General features: G+C 57.0%; 12 protein-coding genes and 1 pseudogene. 5 read left to right on the top strand and 8 right to left on the bottom strand.

Going from position 1 to position 16,976, the window contains the following annotated elements:
• Positions 1-3 precede the first annotated feature (3 nt).
• Positions 4-192, bottom strand: coding sequence for a cellulose biosynthesis protein BcsR (gene bcsR, locus ACMYSN_RS16060; protein ID WP_123757204.1), 189 nt, complete (start codon positions 190-192; stop codon positions 4-6).
• 295 nt (positions 193-487) lie between these two features.
• On the opposite strand from bcsR, the gene bcsE reads away from it, so the two are divergent.
• From bcsE to map, 5 genes are all read left to right on the top strand, one after another.
• Positions 488-2,044: a cellulose biosynthesis protein BcsE gene (gene bcsE / locus ACMYSN_RS16055; RefSeq protein WP_462495462.1), complete on the top strand. Its 1,557-nt coding sequence runs from the start codon at positions 488-490 to the stop codon at positions 2,042-2,044.
• Positions 2,041-2,238, top strand: coding sequence for a cellulose biosynthesis protein BcsF (bcsF, locus tag ACMYSN_RS16050; protein ID WP_123757202.1), 198 nt, complete (start codon positions 2,041-2,043; stop codon positions 2,236-2,238). Before bcsE ends, bcsF begins: the two co-directional genes overlap by 4 nt.
• Positions 2,235-3,911, top strand: a complete 1,677-nt coding sequence (gene bcsG, locus ACMYSN_RS16045) for a cellulose biosynthesis protein BcsG (RefSeq protein WP_462495461.1) — start codon at positions 2,235-2,237, stop codon at positions 3,909-3,911. Before bcsF ends, bcsG begins: the two co-directional genes overlap by 4 nt.
• Before the next feature lie 148 nt (positions 3,912-4,059).
• Positions 4,060-4,278 (top strand): ParD-like family protein, encoded by a 219-nt coding sequence (locus tag ACMYSN_RS16040; protein ID WP_123757200.1) that lies wholly within the window; start codon positions 4,060-4,062, stop codon positions 4,276-4,278.
• Positions 4,259-5,038, top strand: coding sequence for a type I methionyl aminopeptidase (map, locus tag ACMYSN_RS16035; RefSeq protein WP_462495460.1), 780 nt, complete (start codon positions 4,259-4,261; stop codon positions 5,036-5,038). The genes ACMYSN_RS16040 and map overlap by 20 nt, the downstream gene beginning before the upstream one ends.
• Before the next feature lie 21 nt (positions 5,039-5,059).
• On the opposite strand, the gene ACMYSN_RS16030 is transcribed toward map, so the two are convergent.
• The 7 genes and pseudogenes from ACMYSN_RS16030 to bcsO all read right to left on the bottom strand — a co-directional run bounded on the left by ACMYSN_RS16030 (position 5,060) and on the right by bcsO (position 16,560).
• Positions 5,060-6,058, bottom strand: a complete 999-nt coding sequence (locus ACMYSN_RS16030; RefSeq protein ID WP_462495459.1) for a glycosyl hydrolase family 8 — start codon at positions 6,056-6,058, stop codon at positions 5,060-5,062.
• 11 nt (positions 6,059-6,069) lie between these two features.
• Positions 6,070-6,546 (bottom strand): cellulose biosynthesis protein BcsD, encoded by a 477-nt coding sequence (gene bcsD / locus ACMYSN_RS16025; protein ID WP_174510214.1) that lies wholly within the window; start codon positions 6,544-6,546, stop codon positions 6,070-6,072.
• Positions 6,546-10,598: a cellulose biosynthesis protein BcsC gene (locus ACMYSN_RS16020; protein ID WP_462495458.1), complete on the bottom strand. Its 4,053-nt coding sequence runs from the start codon at positions 10,596-10,598 to the stop codon at positions 6,546-6,548. The genes bcsD and ACMYSN_RS16020 overlap by 1 nt, the downstream gene beginning before the upstream one ends.
• Positions 10,595-13,063: a cellulose biosynthesis cyclic di-GMP-binding regulatory protein BcsB gene (gene bcsB, locus ACMYSN_RS16015; protein ID WP_462495457.1), complete on the bottom strand. Its 2,469-nt coding sequence runs from the start codon at positions 13,061-13,063 to the stop codon at positions 10,595-10,597. The genes ACMYSN_RS16020 and bcsB overlap by 4 nt, the downstream gene beginning before the upstream one ends.
• Entirely contained in the window at positions 13,060-15,171 is a 2,112-nt protein-coding gene (gene bcsA / locus ACMYSN_RS16010) for a UDP-forming cellulose synthase catalytic subunit (RefSeq protein ID WP_123757194.1), read from the bottom strand. Before bcsA ends, bcsB begins: the two co-directional genes overlap by 4 nt.
• Positions 15,172-15,190: 19 nt before the next feature.
• A pseudogene (locus ACMYSN_RS16005) lies at positions 15,191-15,983 on the bottom strand (cellulose synthase operon protein YhjQ/BcsQ).
• Position 15,984: 1 nt separating this feature from the next.
• Entirely contained in the window at positions 15,985-16,560 is a 576-nt protein-coding gene (gene bcsO / locus ACMYSN_RS16000; protein WP_462495456.1) for a cellulose biosynthesis protein BcsO, read from the bottom strand.
• Positions 16,561-16,976 lie beyond the last annotated feature (416 nt).

Here is a 16,976-nt window from a genome sequence, read left to right as displayed (position 1 = left end):
TCCTTACTTTTTCTCTGCGAATTCAGCCAGGAGTGGCCAGCGTTTCAGCGCCGCGGCTAACTGCTCGCGCCGGGAAATGTCATGGTAGTCAATTTCAGGCAAAGAAAATGCCCGGCTTAGCGCCAGGAAATCATTTTGAAAGGTATAGCCCAGTGTGGCATCAGAAGGTCCTACAGGCTCTTTTCCCGGCATTTTACTTTCCATTCACAAATAACACATAAATAAAGCCCAGGGGCAAAAGGCTCAATCTCAAATCACCTATACCCAAAATAATTCGAGTTGCTTGCAGGCGGCAAGGCCGTAAATCCCCAGGAGCTTACTCAAGTAAGTGACCGGGGTGATCGCTTGCAGCCAACACCCAGGCAGCTTGAAGGATGAAGGCTATATATATGCTAAAACTGATACCCTTTAATTTCAATGTTAGGTTTACTCTGCCGCTTTCGCTAGTAAACTATTCTGGTGTAAATCAGTTCTCACGAGGGACGCCGTGGAAAACGTATATACTTTGGGTATTTCATCATTGTGGGATGAAGTCTGCCATATGCCCGTAGGCGGCGTATGGTGGCTTAACGTTGATCGCTACAAAGATGCGGTAAGTCTGCTTAATCAGACAATTGCGGCACAAGATAAAGACTGTAAAGTCGCGGCCGTCGTGATGGGAAATACACCGAGTAAAATCATTTCAGTCGATCCTCAGCGCGGCCCGGCAAAAATTGCGGCGTTCACCATGCCGGATAGCACAGAAGCGCTGGAAGAATTGCATCGCGATTTACTTTGTAGCCTCGATCCGGACAACTATCTCTTTATTCTGCTTGCTTCAGAAAATGCCTGGCAGAATATCAAAAAAGAACAATTATGCCGTTGGGCTGAAAAATCTCACCGGTGGACCAAATATCATCATTGTTCATTGTTAGTGCTTAATTCCGGTCAGGATGTTGATAAGCAACTTTCCCCCCTGCTAAATGAATACCGGTCGCTTTCCGGGCTCGCCAGCTTGCGCTACCAGGGCGATAGTTTTTTATTTGATATTGCTTTCTGGGGCAGCGAAAAGGGAATGAGCGCGCAGCAGCAGCTGACGGTTTTACACGGCGACGACGGCTGGCATCTGGCGCAAGATGAAGAGACGCTGGTGCAACCGCGCAGCGATGAGAAGGTAGTCCTAAGCAACCTGCGGGTGCTGGAAGGCGCGCCTGCGCTTTCCGAATACTGGACGCTGTTTGATACCAACGATGGCGTCTTTAATGCCGCACGCAAATCACAGGCGGCCACCCTGCTGTTTTCCGTTACCCAAAACGAACAGATTGAGCAGCTCGGTCGCTATATCCATATCTTGCGTAAGCAGCGCGGCAGCGCCCTGAAAATTGTCGTGCGCGAGCAGACTCCGAGCCTGCGCACCACCGATGAACGGCTGCTGTTAAGCAGCGGCGCGAATATGGTGATCCCTTCCAGTGCCCCACTTTCCCGCTGCCTGACCTTAATAGAAAGCGTGCAGAAGCAAAAATTCACCCGCCATATTCCAGAAGAGTTTGACACCCTGCTGAGCTGGAGCCAGCCGCTCAATCTGCGCGGTTTCCAGAAATGGGGCGACTTCTGTACGGCGGTGCACAACATCATGACTAACACCATGCTGCCTGAAGACAGCAAAGGGGTGATGGTGGCGTTACGTCCGGCGCCGGGCCTGCGGGTCGAGCAGGCGTTAACGCTGTGTCGCCCGAATCGCATGGGCGATATCATGACCATCGGCAACAACCGATTAGTGCTTTTTCTGTCGTTTTGTCGCGTGAATGACCTCGACACCGCGTTAAACCATATTTTCCCGTTGCCCACCGGCGATATCTTCTCTAACCGTATGGTTTGGTTCGAAGATAAACAGATCAGCGCCGAAATTCTGTTGATGCGCGGAATCGATCCATCTCAATGGAATACGCCGCTGCCAATCTCGGTCGAGAAAAATGTCACCATCAATGCCACCCATGATGGACGCCACTGGCGACGGTTCCCTGAACCGCATCGTCTGTCCACTGACAGGGAGAAAACGTCATGATGTCCATCAGTGATATTATTCAGCTGGTCGTACTATGCGCCCTGCTTTTTTTCCCGTTGGGATACCTGACGCGCCACTACCAACGCCGTATTCGCACCACTTTACGGTTGATGTTCTTTAAACCCCGTTATGTCAAACCGGCTGGCGTCTTACGCCGGGAAGCAACAACTCAGCAAGGCAAACTGAATAAATGACGAATGAAAAAACTAACGCTACGCCGCTTCCGCTTTGGCAGTACTGGCGCGGCCTGGCCGGTTGGAATTTTTACTTTCTGGTAAAGTTTGCGCTGCTTTGGGCGGGGTATCTTAACTTTCACCCGATGTTAAACCTGGTGTTCCTCGCCTTTTTGCTGGTTCCCCTGCCAAAGTACAAGCTCCACCGTCTGCGCCACTGGATTGCCATACCCCTCGGCATTGGGCTGTTCTGGCATGATACCTGGCTGCCGGGACCGGAAAGTATCTTTAGTCAGGGTTCACAGCTGGCAGGCTTCAGCGCCGATTACATCTGGGACCTGGTGACCCGCTTTATTAACTGGAATATGGTCGGCGCCTTCTTCCTGCTGCTGGTGCTGTGGCTGTTCATCAGGCAGTGGCTGCGCGTCACGGTCCTGGTCTCCGCCATTATGATCTGGCTGACCATCAGTCCGCTGCTCCCGGCCTTTACGCTGTGGCCTGCCGGCCAGCCGACAACTGCGGCCGCCACCACCGCGCGAACCAACAATACCGCCGCTTCGGCCGCCAGCACGACGGCTGCCAACGGCGATATTCCGGCGCAGACCGAACCGCCAACCTCAGCCAATTTAACCAACTGGCTGAACACCTTCTATGCTGCGGAACAGAAACGCAAAACGCCGTTCCCGGAACAGCTGCCAGCGGATGCCCAACCGTTTGACCTGCTGGTGATCAATATTTGTTCGCTGTCGTGGTCGGATATTGAAGCGGCGGGGCTGATGGACCATCCGCTGTGGAAGCACTTTGATATTGTGTTTAAAAACTTCAACTCGGCAACCTCCTACAGCGGCCCGGCGGCGGTACGTCTGCTGCGCGCCAGCTGCGGTCAGCTGTCACACTCGAACCTGTATCAACCGTCGGGCAGCGACTGCTACCTGTTCGAAAACCTGGCAAAACTTGGCTTTACCCAGCAGCTGATGCTCGGCCATAACGGTCTGTTCGGCGACTTCCTGAAAGAGCTGCGCAGCTTAGGCGGCATGCAAAGCCCGCTGATGGATCAAACCGGGCTGCCGGTGAGCCTGCAGGCCTTCGACGGTTCGCCGGTGTATGACGACTTAGCCACCCTGAACCGCTGGCTGGAAAAAGAGAACAAAGAGGGCGACGCGGCCCGAAGCGCCACCTTCTACAACATTCTGCCGCTCCACGACGGCAACCACTTCCCGGGTCAGAGTAAGACGGCGGACTACAAAGTACGTGCGCAGAAGCTGTTCGACGAGCTGGATAACTTCTTTACCGAGCTGGAAAAATCGGGCCGTAAAGTCATGGTTGTAGTGGTTCCGGAACACGGCGGTGCGTTGAAGGGTGACAAAATGCAGGTGTCTGGCCTGCGCGACATCCCAAGCCCGTCGATCACCAACGTGCCAACCGCCGTGAAATTCTTCGGCATGAAGGCACCGCACCAAGGCGCGCCGGTGGTTATTGACCAGCCGAGCAGCTACCTGGCAGTGTCTGAACTGGTGGTGCGCGCGCTGGATGGCAAGATGTTCACCGAAGATAACGTTGACTGGCAGCAGTACACCGCCGGCCTGCCGCAAAGCGCGCCGGTGTCCGAAAACGCCAACGCCATTGTCATGCAGTACCAGGGTAAACCATACGTTCAGCTGAACGGCGGAAGTTGGGTACCGTACCCGCAATAACCTGACTCGCGGCCGCAGGGGAAACCCTGTGGCCGCGGTTTTACGGTCTTCTCCGTGGTTCCCTTCACCGTTGATGCGGGCAAAAACACCGTGACAGCCATCGTTTCAAAATATACGATATATATATGAATCATTACGGAACATATATATGGGCATTGTAAAAATCACTGACCTGCTGCACGACGACATCCGCGATGCCAGCAAGGCCATGTCACGTTCGGTGAACGCGCAGGCGGAATACTGGATCCGTCTGGGCATGATGAGCGAGCTCTATCCGGAGCTGAACCATCAACAAATTAAGATGATGATGCTGAAATCCGGTTCCGACCGTTTGCTGGAGGTGATCAATGCCATCAATTCGCATTAAAACCGCCGATGAGCTCGCCAGGCAGCGCCACGCCGGGGAGCTGTTAGCCTCGGTATTTGACATGCTGGACTCCTTTATCCAGCCCGGCGTCACCACCATGGCGATTAACGATCGGGTGGAAGATTTTATCGTTAATCAGCTGCACTCCCGCCCCGCCAGCAAAGGGCAGTACGATTTCCCCTATGTGCTAAACACCTCCATCAATGAGGTGGTCTGTCACGGGATACCGAAAGAGACGGAGCACCTGAAATCCGGGGCCATTGTTAACGTCGATATCACGCTGGAAAAAGAGGGGATGATCGCTGACTCCAGCAAAATGTATCTGATTGGCGAAGTCTCCCCGCTGGCCCGTCGGCTGGTGAAGAAAACCTACGAGGCGATGTGGAAAGGCATTCACGCCGTCAAACCCGGTGCGACCCTGGGGGATATCGGCCATGCGATTCAGAGCCATGTTGAAAGCCATGGCTACAGCGTGGTGCGAGAGTATTGTGGCCACGGGATCGGGCAGGAGATGCATGAAGACCCCCAGGTACTGCACTACGGAAAACCGGGCGAAGGCACCGTTCTGAAAGAAGGGATGGTCTTTACCATCGAGCCGATGGTCAACCAGGGCGACAGCCGGATCAAGGTCAAAAAGGACGGCTGGACCGTGGTGACCCGCGATAAGAAATTGTCCGCGCAGTGGGAGCACACCGTGGCCGTCACCGCCGACGGCGTTGAGGTCCTGACGCTACGCCAGGGCGAAATCATTCCGCACTGATCCTGGCGAGGCGTCCGACAGCTAACGCGACTGGTCGTGGTTGGCCAGCCAGACCAGCAGTTTCAGGCTGGCGGAGTAGTAATCATCCTGCGCGGTGATTTGCGGGTCACTCTGCGGCTCCCCCATGGTCAGGTCGCGCACCGCCAGCAGGCCGCCGGTCATAAACCACGACGGGACGTTGTCGTTGCTGACGTTGATCCAGGCCGGCGTCTGCAGGCGCGGATAGCTGTTGAACCAGTTTTTCCATGGCGTCAGCAAGGCGCTGTGCGGATCGGCCCAGGAGAGATACAGCGGAATGCGAATCGCGTCATAGCTCATGCGCGGTGGCCACTCTTTCGCCGGCTCCATCTTGCCGTCCGCTTTCAGTGCGACCCAGTCGGTAGGCAGTTTTGATTTACCCCAGCCCATTTTCCCCAGCAGCGTCAGACCATCGCTTTGCAGCTTGCGCCAGGCGGCCAGATGAGTGTGCTCGGCAAACGCCTGCCAGGCCGGGAAGATAAAGTAGGACGGGTTAATATTGAGATGATCGTTGAGGTTGAAGCCTTTCGCACCAGGCAGCATCACCTGATAACCGGCGAAGGTCACCACCGTATTTTTCAGCAGTGCCGCGGTAATGGCGTCGGAGGCCGCACCGTAAGACTTGTCGCCCCACTGCTTCTGGGCGCGCAGCAGCGCCCAGGCAATCATAGTATCGCCATCGGTGGCGTCGTTCTTATCCGCAATCGGGTTCGGCGCGACGGGGTTATAGCGCCAGTAAAACAGGCCATTGTCTTTATTGCGCAGCGTTTTATCGGTCCATTGCCACAGCTTGTCGAAGGCGGGACGATCGTTTTTCGCCACCGCCAGCAGCATCGCGAACCCCTGTCCTTCGGTATGAGAAATACTCCCGTTGCCGGTATCAACGATTCGCCCGTCGGCCATCATAAAACGTGATTTATAGCTTTGCCACGCGTCGTCAGCCCACGCGCGAGGAAGCACCATCATCGTCACTATGACCGCTATTACTGCACGCAAAGACATAAGGTCACCCGTTATGGATGGAAGTAGAGGAACTGAACATCCGAGACCGAGAACAGTCTTTCACGTTGCAACACCACGTGCGTACTACCGCCCTGCCCCTGTAGCCAGCGAGAATAAAGCCCCTCGAGTATGGCACAAAATGCATTACACCAGCGCACCCGGTGCGCGTCATCGCGACTTACCGGCAGCGCGCGATGGCGCAGTCGTAACCCGTCGTCACCCACATCGACGCTGACCACACCCCACTTGAAGCGGCTCAGCCATTGGTTGATATTGGCTTCCAACTGGCCCACGGTTTCCGACTCGGGCAGCGGGTAGCGATCCGCCAGCATCTCCCCCATCTGGCGTAAGAACGGCTGACTTTCCAGCTCCCCGGCGTTGTTCAACATGCCATCAACCATGATCAGCAGCAGGTCAAACCATCCGGCTGGCGTCTGCTGCTGTTGAAACCAGGTCATGACTTCCGCGTTGTTATTCTCTGTCATGATCAGTTGTCTCCCAACATATAGCGGATATAGAGACCCGCGGTGCTCTCGTTATAGTCACCGAAGGTGTCGTAGCCAATCTGGCCGCCCAGCGTCATCTGCTTGTTCACTTTGTAATCGGCCCCGGCGCGCAGCGTATAGCCAATGCCGTTCTTCGAGGTCGCTGAATAGTAAGCTTCCTTGGCAAAGCCGTTGCTGACCGCGGTCTCCAGAGTTTGCTGCCATTCAGAGTTGGTCGGGAAGTAGGCGCTCTTATCCTGGCTGTAGGATTGATAACCCACTGATCCGCCCAGCTTCATCGTCCAGTTGTCATACTTCTCGGTCAGGTTAACCGGCAGCGAGACGCTCACGTAGTTCTGCGGGCTGAAGTAGCCACCCTGACCATAGGTGAAGTAGCTGAGGTTTTTCGAGTAGTCCATGTAGCTCATACTCAACCCGGCCTGCAGCTGGCGATAATCATCATGATAAGGCCGCAGATAGACCCCGGCGTTAGCGTTAACGCTGGTGTTGCTGGCGACGTTTGAGCCAATGTAGCTGTAGCCGCCGCCACCCACGTAGAAACCGGCATCGCCATCGTCATAGCTCAGCTGCAGGGTGCCGCCGTTTTTGGTCACCTGCCCCCAGTTTTTTCCGGAGTAGGAGTCTTTCAGGCCGACGTAGGAGAGCAGGCTATCGGTCAATGAGCGGCGCTCGCCGGTGAAGATCAGCGACAGGTAGTTGGTCAGCTTCGGCGACCATTTCACGCCCCCGACTACGGTATTAAGATCCTGGCCCAGCGGGGTGCTGCCGATATCGACACGGTAATTATCGCCGCTCAGGGCCATGGCCAGCTCAACGCCATTGGCCTTCTGGGAATCCGTTGAGCCGCTGGCCTGATCGACGTTCGGTTTCAGGCTGGATGACGCCAGATAGCTGGCCACCTGGCCGGAGTCGTAGGTACCGAGTTTCGCCAGATTCTCCATCCCGCTGCTGGTGGTGGCGTTAAAGTCGGAGGCGTTCAGCGTCCCCAGAGTACTTAATGCCTCTGCCCCAGGATTGCTGGCAAAATAGGTTTCCCTTTGCGTATCTGTCATCGCGGCAATCGCCGCCTGCTCGCTGGTGGCGGTGGAGATCATATTGGAAACCGCATTAGAGAGCGGGTTCGCACCGTATCGCCGCCAGGCATCGCCGGTGGCGGTGCCGGCATTCAGCGTGATCGGCGTGACGGTAAAGTCAAAGCGCGAGTCGCCAAACGGCGAAGAGGACCACGTCAGCGGAGTTTTCATCTCCGTCAGCTTACTGGTACCGGATTCGCCATCACGCCCACGCACTTCCATACCGCCCTGCAGCCAGGTGCCGGTTTTTTCCTGTAGCGCCTCCATCATGCTGTCTACCTGACGCAGCGTACGGGTTTGCGCGGTCTCTACCGGCAGGTCAGGACGCTGGATCCCCGGCAGGGTCGTGCCGGGTCCGGTCGACACCTGGGCGACCTGCCACGGCATATACTGTCCATAAGCCGATGCCGTCCGCGTCGGGGTGGTGGTGCGGGAGACGCCCACAAAGGGGTTATCCGCCGCCAGCACGCCGCCAACGGTTGGCGTCTGGGCGCTGTTGCTGCTCTGCAGCCCCAGCAGCTTGCCGCGTGCGCTGCGCAGATAGGTCATCGCCTGCTGGTGATGTCCCTGCGATTCCGCCACGCGCGCCAGCAGTACCAGGCGATCCGGCGAGTTATCCGGACGCAGTCCGCCAGCCAGCTGTTCGGCCCGGTCGTTGTTGCCTTCCGATAGCGCAACGTCAATCGCGCCGGTACGCGCCGCCTGGTCCGGCGTGTCGCGGGTCATCAGATAGTCGTACACCACGCCCGCTTCTTTGTTCATTTTTCCGCTCTGATAGAGTCGCGCCATGGCGAACATCAGGTCGGTATTTTGCGGGTCGCTTTGCATCGCCCCCATTAGTTTGTCGTAAGCCCCGGCATAGTTGCCCTGTTCGCGCAGCCGGTCCGCTTCGTTGATCACGTAACCGTTGCGGATGCTCGCCAGCTGCGTCGGCGTACTGGTGGCCTGCAGCTGCGGGTTGGTCAACAGCGCCTGGGCTTCATTGGTCAGCCCCGCCTGATTAAGCACTGAGACCTGATCGGCATAATCGCCGGCATTGCCGGTGATGCCGCCGCTGATATTGTTGCGCACCAGCGTGACGGCCCCGGCGACATCGCCGCTCTGGGCCAGCATGCGCGCCAGCTTGCCGACATCCGCCGGCGATTTTGGCGGCGTCGCGGCCATCGCTCTCAGGGTATTCGATGCCGCAACCCTATTCCCTTGCGCCAGGTAGTTCTGCGCGGTCACCAGCTGCAGGTTGTAGCTCACCCGCTGGCGTAGATCGCGCATCTGGCTGGTCTGACTGGCGGCGGGGATCCGCCCCAGCAGCGTCTGCGCCTGCTGCCAGGCGCCGTTTTCGCTGGCAAACAGCGCGGCGGCGTACAGCGAATTGCTGCTGGCGCCAGGCCGATAGGCAGCTGCCATGGTCGATGCGGCTTCGCTCTCATTGCCCGATTTTTGCAACAGCCGGGCGAGATCCAGACGCATCCAGGCATCGTCCGGGTAACGGGACACCCCCTGACGCAAAGTCGCGATTGCCGCCGTGACGTTGCCGCTGTTGGCCTGCTCTTGTGCCTGACGACGCAGTGAATCTCCCGGCATCCCGGTCACCACGCGAGGCTGCAGCTTCTGCTGCATGCTGGCTGGCAACGTGCGCAGCATCTCCTGCGCCTCCGCCGATTTATTCTGCTCCCGCAGGACGTAGTACAGGTTCTCGCGCGCCGGGGCGTTTTGCGGCTGATCGTTCAGCAGCGAGCGCAGGGTTTGCTCCGCCTGAGGAAGGTCTTTGTTATGACGTAACACATCGGCACGGAACAGTTTTGCCGACGCGCCACGCGTGCCGCTCTGCTGTGCCAGCGGCGCGGACAGCGCCAGCGCCTGGCTGATGTTGCCCTGTTTGTAGGCCTGCTGTGCCTGCGCCAGTTGGCCGTAGAATAAAGCATCTGCCGCCTGCTCGCGGCGGGCGGCGGAGTCAGCGCCGCCAAGATCCGCGGCCCGACTTAAATATTGCGACGCAGCCTGAAAGTCCCCGTTACGTTGCGCGATGTAGCCCATCCCCGCCAGCGCATCGGCATCCTGCGGGTTGGTCTGGAGCACCTGTTCAAACTGCTCTTTCGCAGCGGTGGTATTGCCACTATTGAGGTTAACAAACCCCTGACCGCGCGCCTGACCGCTGATCCGCTGACGGTAGTAATTCTGGACTTCAGTATCCTGCGGGTGACGCTGCATCCAGGTATCGTACATCGCCTCATCGCCAGCCTGCGGCCCCAGCCACAGCAGCGCCTGACGCAGGCCGCTGTCAGCCTCTTTACTGCCGCTGGCCATCGATTCCAGCATCGAGATCCCTTCCCGACGGGTGTCTTCCCGCCAGGTCAGCGCTTTGCCTAACGCCACGCGCGCGGCGTTCTCCTGCGGATGCTGCGCCACGTACTGACGCAGTTCGCCGACCGCCTGCGGGTAGAGCGATTTGTCGCTGGCCATGGTCATGTAATATTCGGCAGCCAGGCTCGATGGCGGGGTATTGCCATTAAACATGCCCCGCCAGGTCGTTAATGCCGCCGGAATATTGCCGCTGCGCGCCTGCTGTCTTGCCAGGCTGAGCTGCCCCTGCGGAACCTGGGCCATTTTCTTGGCGTTATCCAGCTCCTGCAGATTGGGGCTATTGGGCGAGACCTTCGCCAGCCGGGCGCGCCACTGCGCTGCCTCCTGAAGATTCCCGCCCTGCTGCGACCATAGCGCCATCAGATACATGGCCTGAGTGTTATTGGCATCGACCAGCAGCACTTTTTGCAGCGACTCCTTCGCCAGCTCATCGTGCGATTTTTCATGCCAGTAGTTTGCCTGGGCAAACAGCGCCTGCAGCGCGGCATCATTGCCGGCGGCGAGGGCATCACCGAGTGCGCCAAATGTCAGCGCGCCTGACAGGCAAAGGGTGGATAATTTACGGGTCGACCGGCGATTCATTTTAATCACTCGTTTCATTGGCTTTCCCCCGAATTCAGACGCTTGCGAGCATGGCGTTTAAACATTGCGGTGAGCGCCAGACCGATCATCGAGGTGGCGAACAGTCCCAGCAATGCCAGCAGTCCAGAGTGCTGGCTGGCATACCACACCGCGATCATGTACCACGGCATCTGACCGCTCGGGAACGGCGTGTTGACCTGGAAGCTGCGCACGCCATTGTCGCTGGTGATGATTGCCGTATCGCCCCGGATACCGGCGTTGATGCGCGGTGAATCGAGGTCGACTTTCAGTCTTGCCAGTTGGTCATCGTTGCTGGCCATTGCCACCACCACCGTGCGCTGAGAACTCCACGGCGAGCGGTAGCTAATAAAGCCGCGCCAGGCGTTGCTGGAAGAAAGATAGCGATCGGCGTCGACGCTGGCGGACGTCCAGTCACCGCTCAGCCAACGCTGCACTTTTTCTCCCAGCCCCGACTCGCGCACACCCAGTTGGCTATCCGCCTGATAATAGGGCGAGTCCGCCAGCAGGCTTTGGTTAAATGTTTTCTGATCGAGGCCGCTGACCGCGAGAACATCGCGATCGCGCAGATACTGCAGGCCCGCCCCACCGCTCGGGACGCCCAGCACCACCCGGTTGTTCGCCAGCGCCGTTCCGGTCGCATTCCCCGAACGTGCCGCCAGGTTAAGCAGCGTTGCCACCTGGGTTTCTGACGGTTTTTCTGCCATCAGCAACACGGTTTGCGAGTAATCCGCGAGGCGTGAGAAGGGGAACGACGCCCCGACGAAATAGGAGAGGTTTGGCAACAGCGAGAAATGGCGCGTATTGCTTAAGTCAATCCATGAATCATCGGTAATGCGGCTCTTGATGTTGTTATTCATCACCACCGCGCAGGGCGCGTTGTCTTTCGGCACCACGTTAAAATAGAGCGACAGCTGGTTATCCCCGTAGATCAGGTACGGCGCCAGCGGGATGGTAAACTGCTCCTGACGAGCATCGCCCCCCAGGCGGCGCCACAGTTTCTCCAGCGGCCCCTGCTTGTTCAGCGGTAAATTGTGCAGGAAGGTGTTGTTGAGCGTAACGCTCAACAACGACTTATCTTCGTTGATCCAGTTTTCCGACGGGAAGCGGTAGCCAATCTGCAGCGGAATAGTTTCGCCATCCCAGAGGTACAGGTCCGGTGCCGCGCGGAATGCCACCCGCAGCGGCTCGTGCCAGACGCCGTTGACCGTCATACTTTGGTCTTTACGCAGCAGCTCGCTGATTTTTACCGGCCGATCGGTTGGGATCCAGCGCGGCGCGTCATACGGTTTGCCGACCGGGATCGCCTGTGGATCCACGCTCAGGCTGGCGGTCTGCGGGGCAATGTTGCCACGGGTCAGACGCCAGGCCGCGGCGCGCAATGCCGCATCGTTTTGCCCGACGATCAATAGCAGTTTGTAGGTCGGATTCCCCGGGTTATCGATAATCCTCAGCAACGGTTTGTCGGTTTGCGGCAGGGTGATCCCGCCCACCTGGTCGCCCGGATGACCGATAATAATGCCGTGGCGCTCCGGTAAACGATCGCGCAACGCATTGAAGGATATACCGCGATAGTCCGCCTGAATTCCCAGCCAGGAGGAGATTAACGCCGCGGCACTATAGACATCCGCGCCGGCGTTTTCCGGGAAGGCCACGGCGATATCTGCAGGGGTCATCTGCATGTTGTCAAAGAACGGCCGCGGGAAATGGCTTAAATCATTGCTCAGATTCAACGGCTGGCTTTCCCAGCTGAAGCGTGATGCCGCTAAAATAGTGACGCCCGATGTATCCTGGCTATTGAGCAGGCACTGCATGTTGTCGCCATCATTCACCTTAAAACTCAGGTTATTGCTGGAAACCATCAGCGCCGCCGGAATATCCAGCTGGTAGTGGGAAATATCGGCCCCGTCGGTACCCAGCGGTACCGTGCCCAACGGCTGGCCGTTAAGCATCAGCTGCAGGGTGGCGTTACGGGTCGCCATTTCTGGTGACACCCGCACATCCAGCATCAGTTCAGCATGGGTCACGACCTGGTCAGAAGGCAGCGTAAAATCAGCCCCCCCCTGACGTTGCCCGCCGCTGAGGATAATGCCGTCCGGCATCCCCATTTGCGCCAGATTAAGCGTTCCGCTAACGACCGGTGTTAACGGTACAGCCACCGGCGCCGGCGTGTTAACCGGCGGCGGTAAATCAGGCAGCGAGGCCGCCGCCGGATCCGCTACGGCTGTGGAGTCGTCGGCCGTCGTCGCGTCAGTTGCTGACGCAGGTGCGTCTGCAGAGGTCGATTCTGGCGTTGCCGTTGGGTCCGGGGTCGTCGCGGCATTGTCGGCGGTCGTTCCGTCGACAGCGGCGCCCGGCAGCGGGAAGTTCAGCGTCGCCGTCGGTTCGGCAGGCGTCTCTTCACCGTGCAGCGCAGGCACGGAAAAGATCCCGGCCAGCAGCGCAAGTGTGGTCAATCGCTTCATAGTTGGCCATCCTCCTGCGCGGGGCTCGCAACAGGTTTCTGCCGACGGCGGGCGCCGCGGGTTTTCCAGGACAGCCAGAACAGTTCAAAGACGCAGCGCAAGATGGTCACGAACGAGCGGAACGGGTTGTCCTGCGGACGCGGCGGGTTGATCCAGGCATCCGCACGCGCCAGCACCACACGTACCAGCTCGCGGCGCAGCGACAGCGGGATATTTTCATCAAACTTGAGACGAATAAACTGCTGGTCGGCGGTCACCTGCTCTGCCGGAATACAAATGGCCCCGGATTGCAAAATCAGTTCGATCTCTTCGATGTCGTCCTGCAGATGGCGGTCATCCGGTACCGCAATACGACAGCCGCCCATCGACAGGTCAGCGGTGTGGCTACGTGACACCACGCCGCTGGCGTAGTGAATCAGCACCGGAATATCCACATCGATACGGATAGTCTTACGTACCTGCCGGGTTTCGCGCGCCACGGCAATCGCTGCCAGCAGGAAGATCAGGCTGTAGAGTCCCCAGCCTACGTTCAGGGCGATAACGTTAGGGTCAGAGCCAAAGTAGTCATGCCCAATGGCGCGAACGATACCGACAATCACGCCGACGCCCAGCAAACAGGCCACCACCAGATGCGGCCTGACGACGGTAAAGTCGAAGTAACCGACATCCAGCAGCCCGCCTTTATCGGTTACGTTGAACTTGCCGCGTTTCGGGAAAATCATCGTCACCAGCGTCGGCAGCACCAGGTGGAAGGCCAGCACGATGTCGTAGATTTCACCCCAGAAGCTATAGCGATAGCGGCCGTTCATCCGCGAACCGACGTAGATCGCGAGGAACAGGTGCGGCAAGGCATAGGACACGATCAGGCTCGCCGAGGAGTAGATAATATTCAGGTTAAACAACAGGTAGGCTAACGGCGCGGTGACGAACACCACCCTCGGTAACGCAAACTGGTAGTAGAGCATGGCGCTGAGGTAGCACAAGCGTTGCTGGATAGTCAGCCCCCGCCCCAATAGCGGGTTATCGAGGCGGAAAATCTGGGTCATGCCGCGCGCCCAACGGGTTCGCTGAATCACGTGTACCACCAGACGTTCGGTCGCTAAACCTGCCGCCAGCGGGATATCGAGAAACGACGATTTCCAACCCAGACGCTGGAATTTCAGCGCGGTGTGCGCATCTTCGGTGACGGTTTCAACCGCAAACCCACCGATATCTTCCAGCGCTTTCCGGCGGATCACCGCGCAGGAGCCACAGAAAAAGGTCGCGTTCCAGTTGTCGTTGCCCTGCTGAATCGGGCCGTAGAACAACATCCCTTCGTTGGGAATATTGCGTCCCACCGAGAGGTTACGTTCAAACGGGTCCGGCGAGTAAAAGTAGTGCGGCGTCTGGACCAAAGCGAGCATCGGATCCTTGAGGAAACCGCCGACTGTCGCCTGCAGGAACACGCGGGTAGCCACGTGATCGCAGTCGAAGACGCAAATCAGCTCACCCTTGGTGAGGGTCATCGCATGGTTCAGGTTGCCCGCTTTGGCGTGCTTATTGTCGTTTCGGGTGATATATCCCACCCCGACATCGGCGGCGAACACCGCAAACTCGTTGCGTTTACCATCATCCAGGAGATAAATTTTCATTTTATCCGCAGGGTAATCAATACACTGCGCAGCCAGCACGGTATCACGGACCACGTCCAGCGGTTCGTTATAGCTAGGAATATAGATATCGACCGTCGGCCAGGTGCTCATATCATCCGGCAGCGGGACTATCTCGCGCTTAAGCGGCCAGACCGTTTGCAGGTAGTTCAGCAGCAGCATCACCCAGATATAGACTTCCGCCAGAAACAGTCCCATCCCCAGAACCGTCTCGATACCGGAGTTAAAATGCAGGGTTTGCGTCAAGCGGAAATACATATAACGGGTCGACATCAGCAGCGAAGTCACGACCATAATGACCGAGATGCTGCGTTTTTTGCTAAACCCCATTAAAAACAGAATACCGATACTCAACAGACCAAAAAGATACTGCTTTTGGCTGTCCATCGGCGTAATAACCACCAGAACGGCAACGGGCGATAGCACCAGTACCAGCAACCAGAAAAGAGACTTTTTCATTCAGCAGCCCTGCAATAAGTTAAAGCCCTGACATGCGAGGCTGGCTGTGCACCGTGCCGTCGCCAATATTGATACCCAACAGCGCAGAGATTTTTTTTGCAATGATTTCAATATCAAAGGCGGCTGCAGAGGAGGAGCTAAAGTCGAGAACCGACTTCTGGGACGCATTCGCCTCCACCACGCTTTCATCACGGTGGATGATGCCCAGCAGCCGGTCACCCAGCTTGTCCTCCATCAGCGCGGTCACATCGCGGCTGACCTGGCGACGATTATCACTCTGATTCAGCACAAAATAATGCCCGAGTTTGTTGTTTAACTTACTGCCCGTCAGACGCTGTTTTTCCACGTGCGACAGGGTCGACATCGACGCGGTATCCGCCAGCAGCGGCACCAGGTGGAGATCCGCCAGTGACGTCAGCGCCGTGAGCGCTGGCGACGGACCAGGCGGCAGGTCGGCGATGATAATCAGCCCGGGATAATTCAATAACGCCGCCAGGCCCCGGGTCAGAAAGTGAGGGTCAGTGGCCAGGTGTTGATCAAACGCCTGATGCTGCGCCTCGCTGACATCGCCATATGGCAGGACAAAAATATTGCTGCCAGCACTGAGTACGCACTGGCTCCAGTCATGAAGCTCCAGCGCTTTCGCGACATAGCCGCGTTCATCACTCAACGGGACGCCAAAATGCAGGCGCAACGCATTCTGAACGTCAAAATCGACCACCAGAACTTTGCTACCCGCGCGCGCCAGTGAATAGGCAAGATTAGCCGCGAGGGTCGTTTTTCCTACGCCGCCTTTTGGAGAACACACGCAGATCAACGGCATGTCGCAATCCTTTCTAAAAGTGATTTCAGCGGCTGATCTTTATTTTTTACCGCCGGTTCAGCGGCTTTTGCCGCAAATAAATGTGCAAAGCCGTCGTGGGTCTGCGTCGGTGTTGCCGCCGGACGCGGCGCAATTCGCGGTGCAGGTGCCGGTGCGGCGGCGATGGCCGGAGCGGGTTCCGCCATGACCGGTGGTGCCGTTGGCGTCACCAGCGGTGGCGGTTCAACAGGCGCAGCAACAATCACCGGGGATACAAGCGGTTGGGGCGTCGGGAGCGTAGCCGCCTGCTCTACCACAGGCGTCGGCGCCGCTATCGGCGCAGGAGATGGCACTGGTTCTGCTTCCACCCAATGGAACATATCCGCTGGCACGGGTTGTGGTATGGGTAGTGATACCGATCCACCCATCGCCAGAGACGTTTCTTTCTCTTCCCCAGGAGTTAGCTGATTGAGAATAATCCAATCGCCCTGTTCCCGGGTGGGTGCCTGTGATGAGAGGTCCTTGAAATGTAGACTTTGCGTACGAGTCTTTTCCTTGAAGCGCTGCAAATCATCATAATGGTTCATGGATAACCTCATGATTTTAAATACATAATATTTAATCTGTTTTTATTTTGACACTACGTCTTTAGAGCATAGTTTATTTTATTGTTTTCATTAGCTTAAGTTGATCAGCATAACCAACAATACAATGACTTTGTATAGGGATATTGGTCAAGGCGGTGTAATTTATTGATAGCTTTGGGATTACCCTACCATTTCTTATACTAAATGATAGCTCCATTTTTTAGGAGGTATCTGTAGGCAAAACCTGAAACCACCTGATTACCAAAAAAAACCAGCATTTTATCTGGTTATTATTAATAACAATGAAGTAAAAAAATAACTATTATCGCGACTGGAATAGATTTTATATCTTTTTTCATCGTTATATAAATAGGTCAAACTGCTTATTTAAGTGACAAAACACCAGGCGGGTTGTG

The organism is Klebsiella sp. R445, from assembly GCF_051131755.1.
Classification (GTDB): Bacteria; Pseudomonadota; Gammaproteobacteria; order Enterobacterales; family Enterobacteriaceae; genus Klebsiella; species Klebsiella lignicola.
The sequence above is the reverse complement of the archived record's forward strand: the minus strand, read 5'-3'. Positions and strand labels throughout refer to the sequence as shown.

Bases quoted from the DNA above. Each gene is read 5' to 3' on its own strand.
- bcsR (WP_123757204.1), bottom strand. From the start codon at position 192: ATGCCGGGAAAAGAGCCTGTAGGACCTTCTGATGCCACACTGGGCTAT.
- bcsF (WP_123757202.1), top strand. From the start codon at position 2,041: ATGATGTCCATCAGTGATATTATTCAGCTGGTCGTACTATGCGCCCTG.
- bcsG (WP_462495461.1), top strand. From the start codon at position 2,235: ATGACGAATGAAAAAACTAACGCTACGCCGCTTCCGCTTTGGCAGTAC.
- ACMYSN_RS16040 (WP_123757200.1), top strand. From the start codon at position 4,060: ATGGGCATTGTAAAAATCACTGACCTGCTGCACGACGACATCCGCGAT.
- map (WP_462495460.1), top strand. From the start codon at position 4,259: ATGCCATCAATTCGCATTAAAACCGCCGATGAGCTCGCCAGGCAGCGC.
- ACMYSN_RS16030 (WP_462495459.1), bottom strand. From the start codon at position 6,058: ATGTCTTTGCGTGCAGTAATAGCGGTCATAGTGACGATGATGGTGCTT.
- ACMYSN_RS16020 (WP_462495458.1), bottom strand. From the start codon at position 10,598: ATGAAACGAGTGATTAAAATGAATCGCCGGTCGACCCGTAAATTATCC.
- bcsB (WP_462495457.1), bottom strand. From the start codon at position 13,063: ATGAAGCGATTGACCACACTTGCGCTGCTGGCCGGGATCTTTTCCGTG.
- bcsA (WP_123757194.1), bottom strand. From the start codon at position 15,171: ATGAAAAAGTCTCTTTTCTGGTTGCTGGTACTGGTGCTATCGCCCGTT.
- bcsO (WP_462495456.1), bottom strand. From the start codon at position 16,560: ATGAACCATTATGATGATTTGCAGCGCTTCAAGGAAAAGACTCGTACG.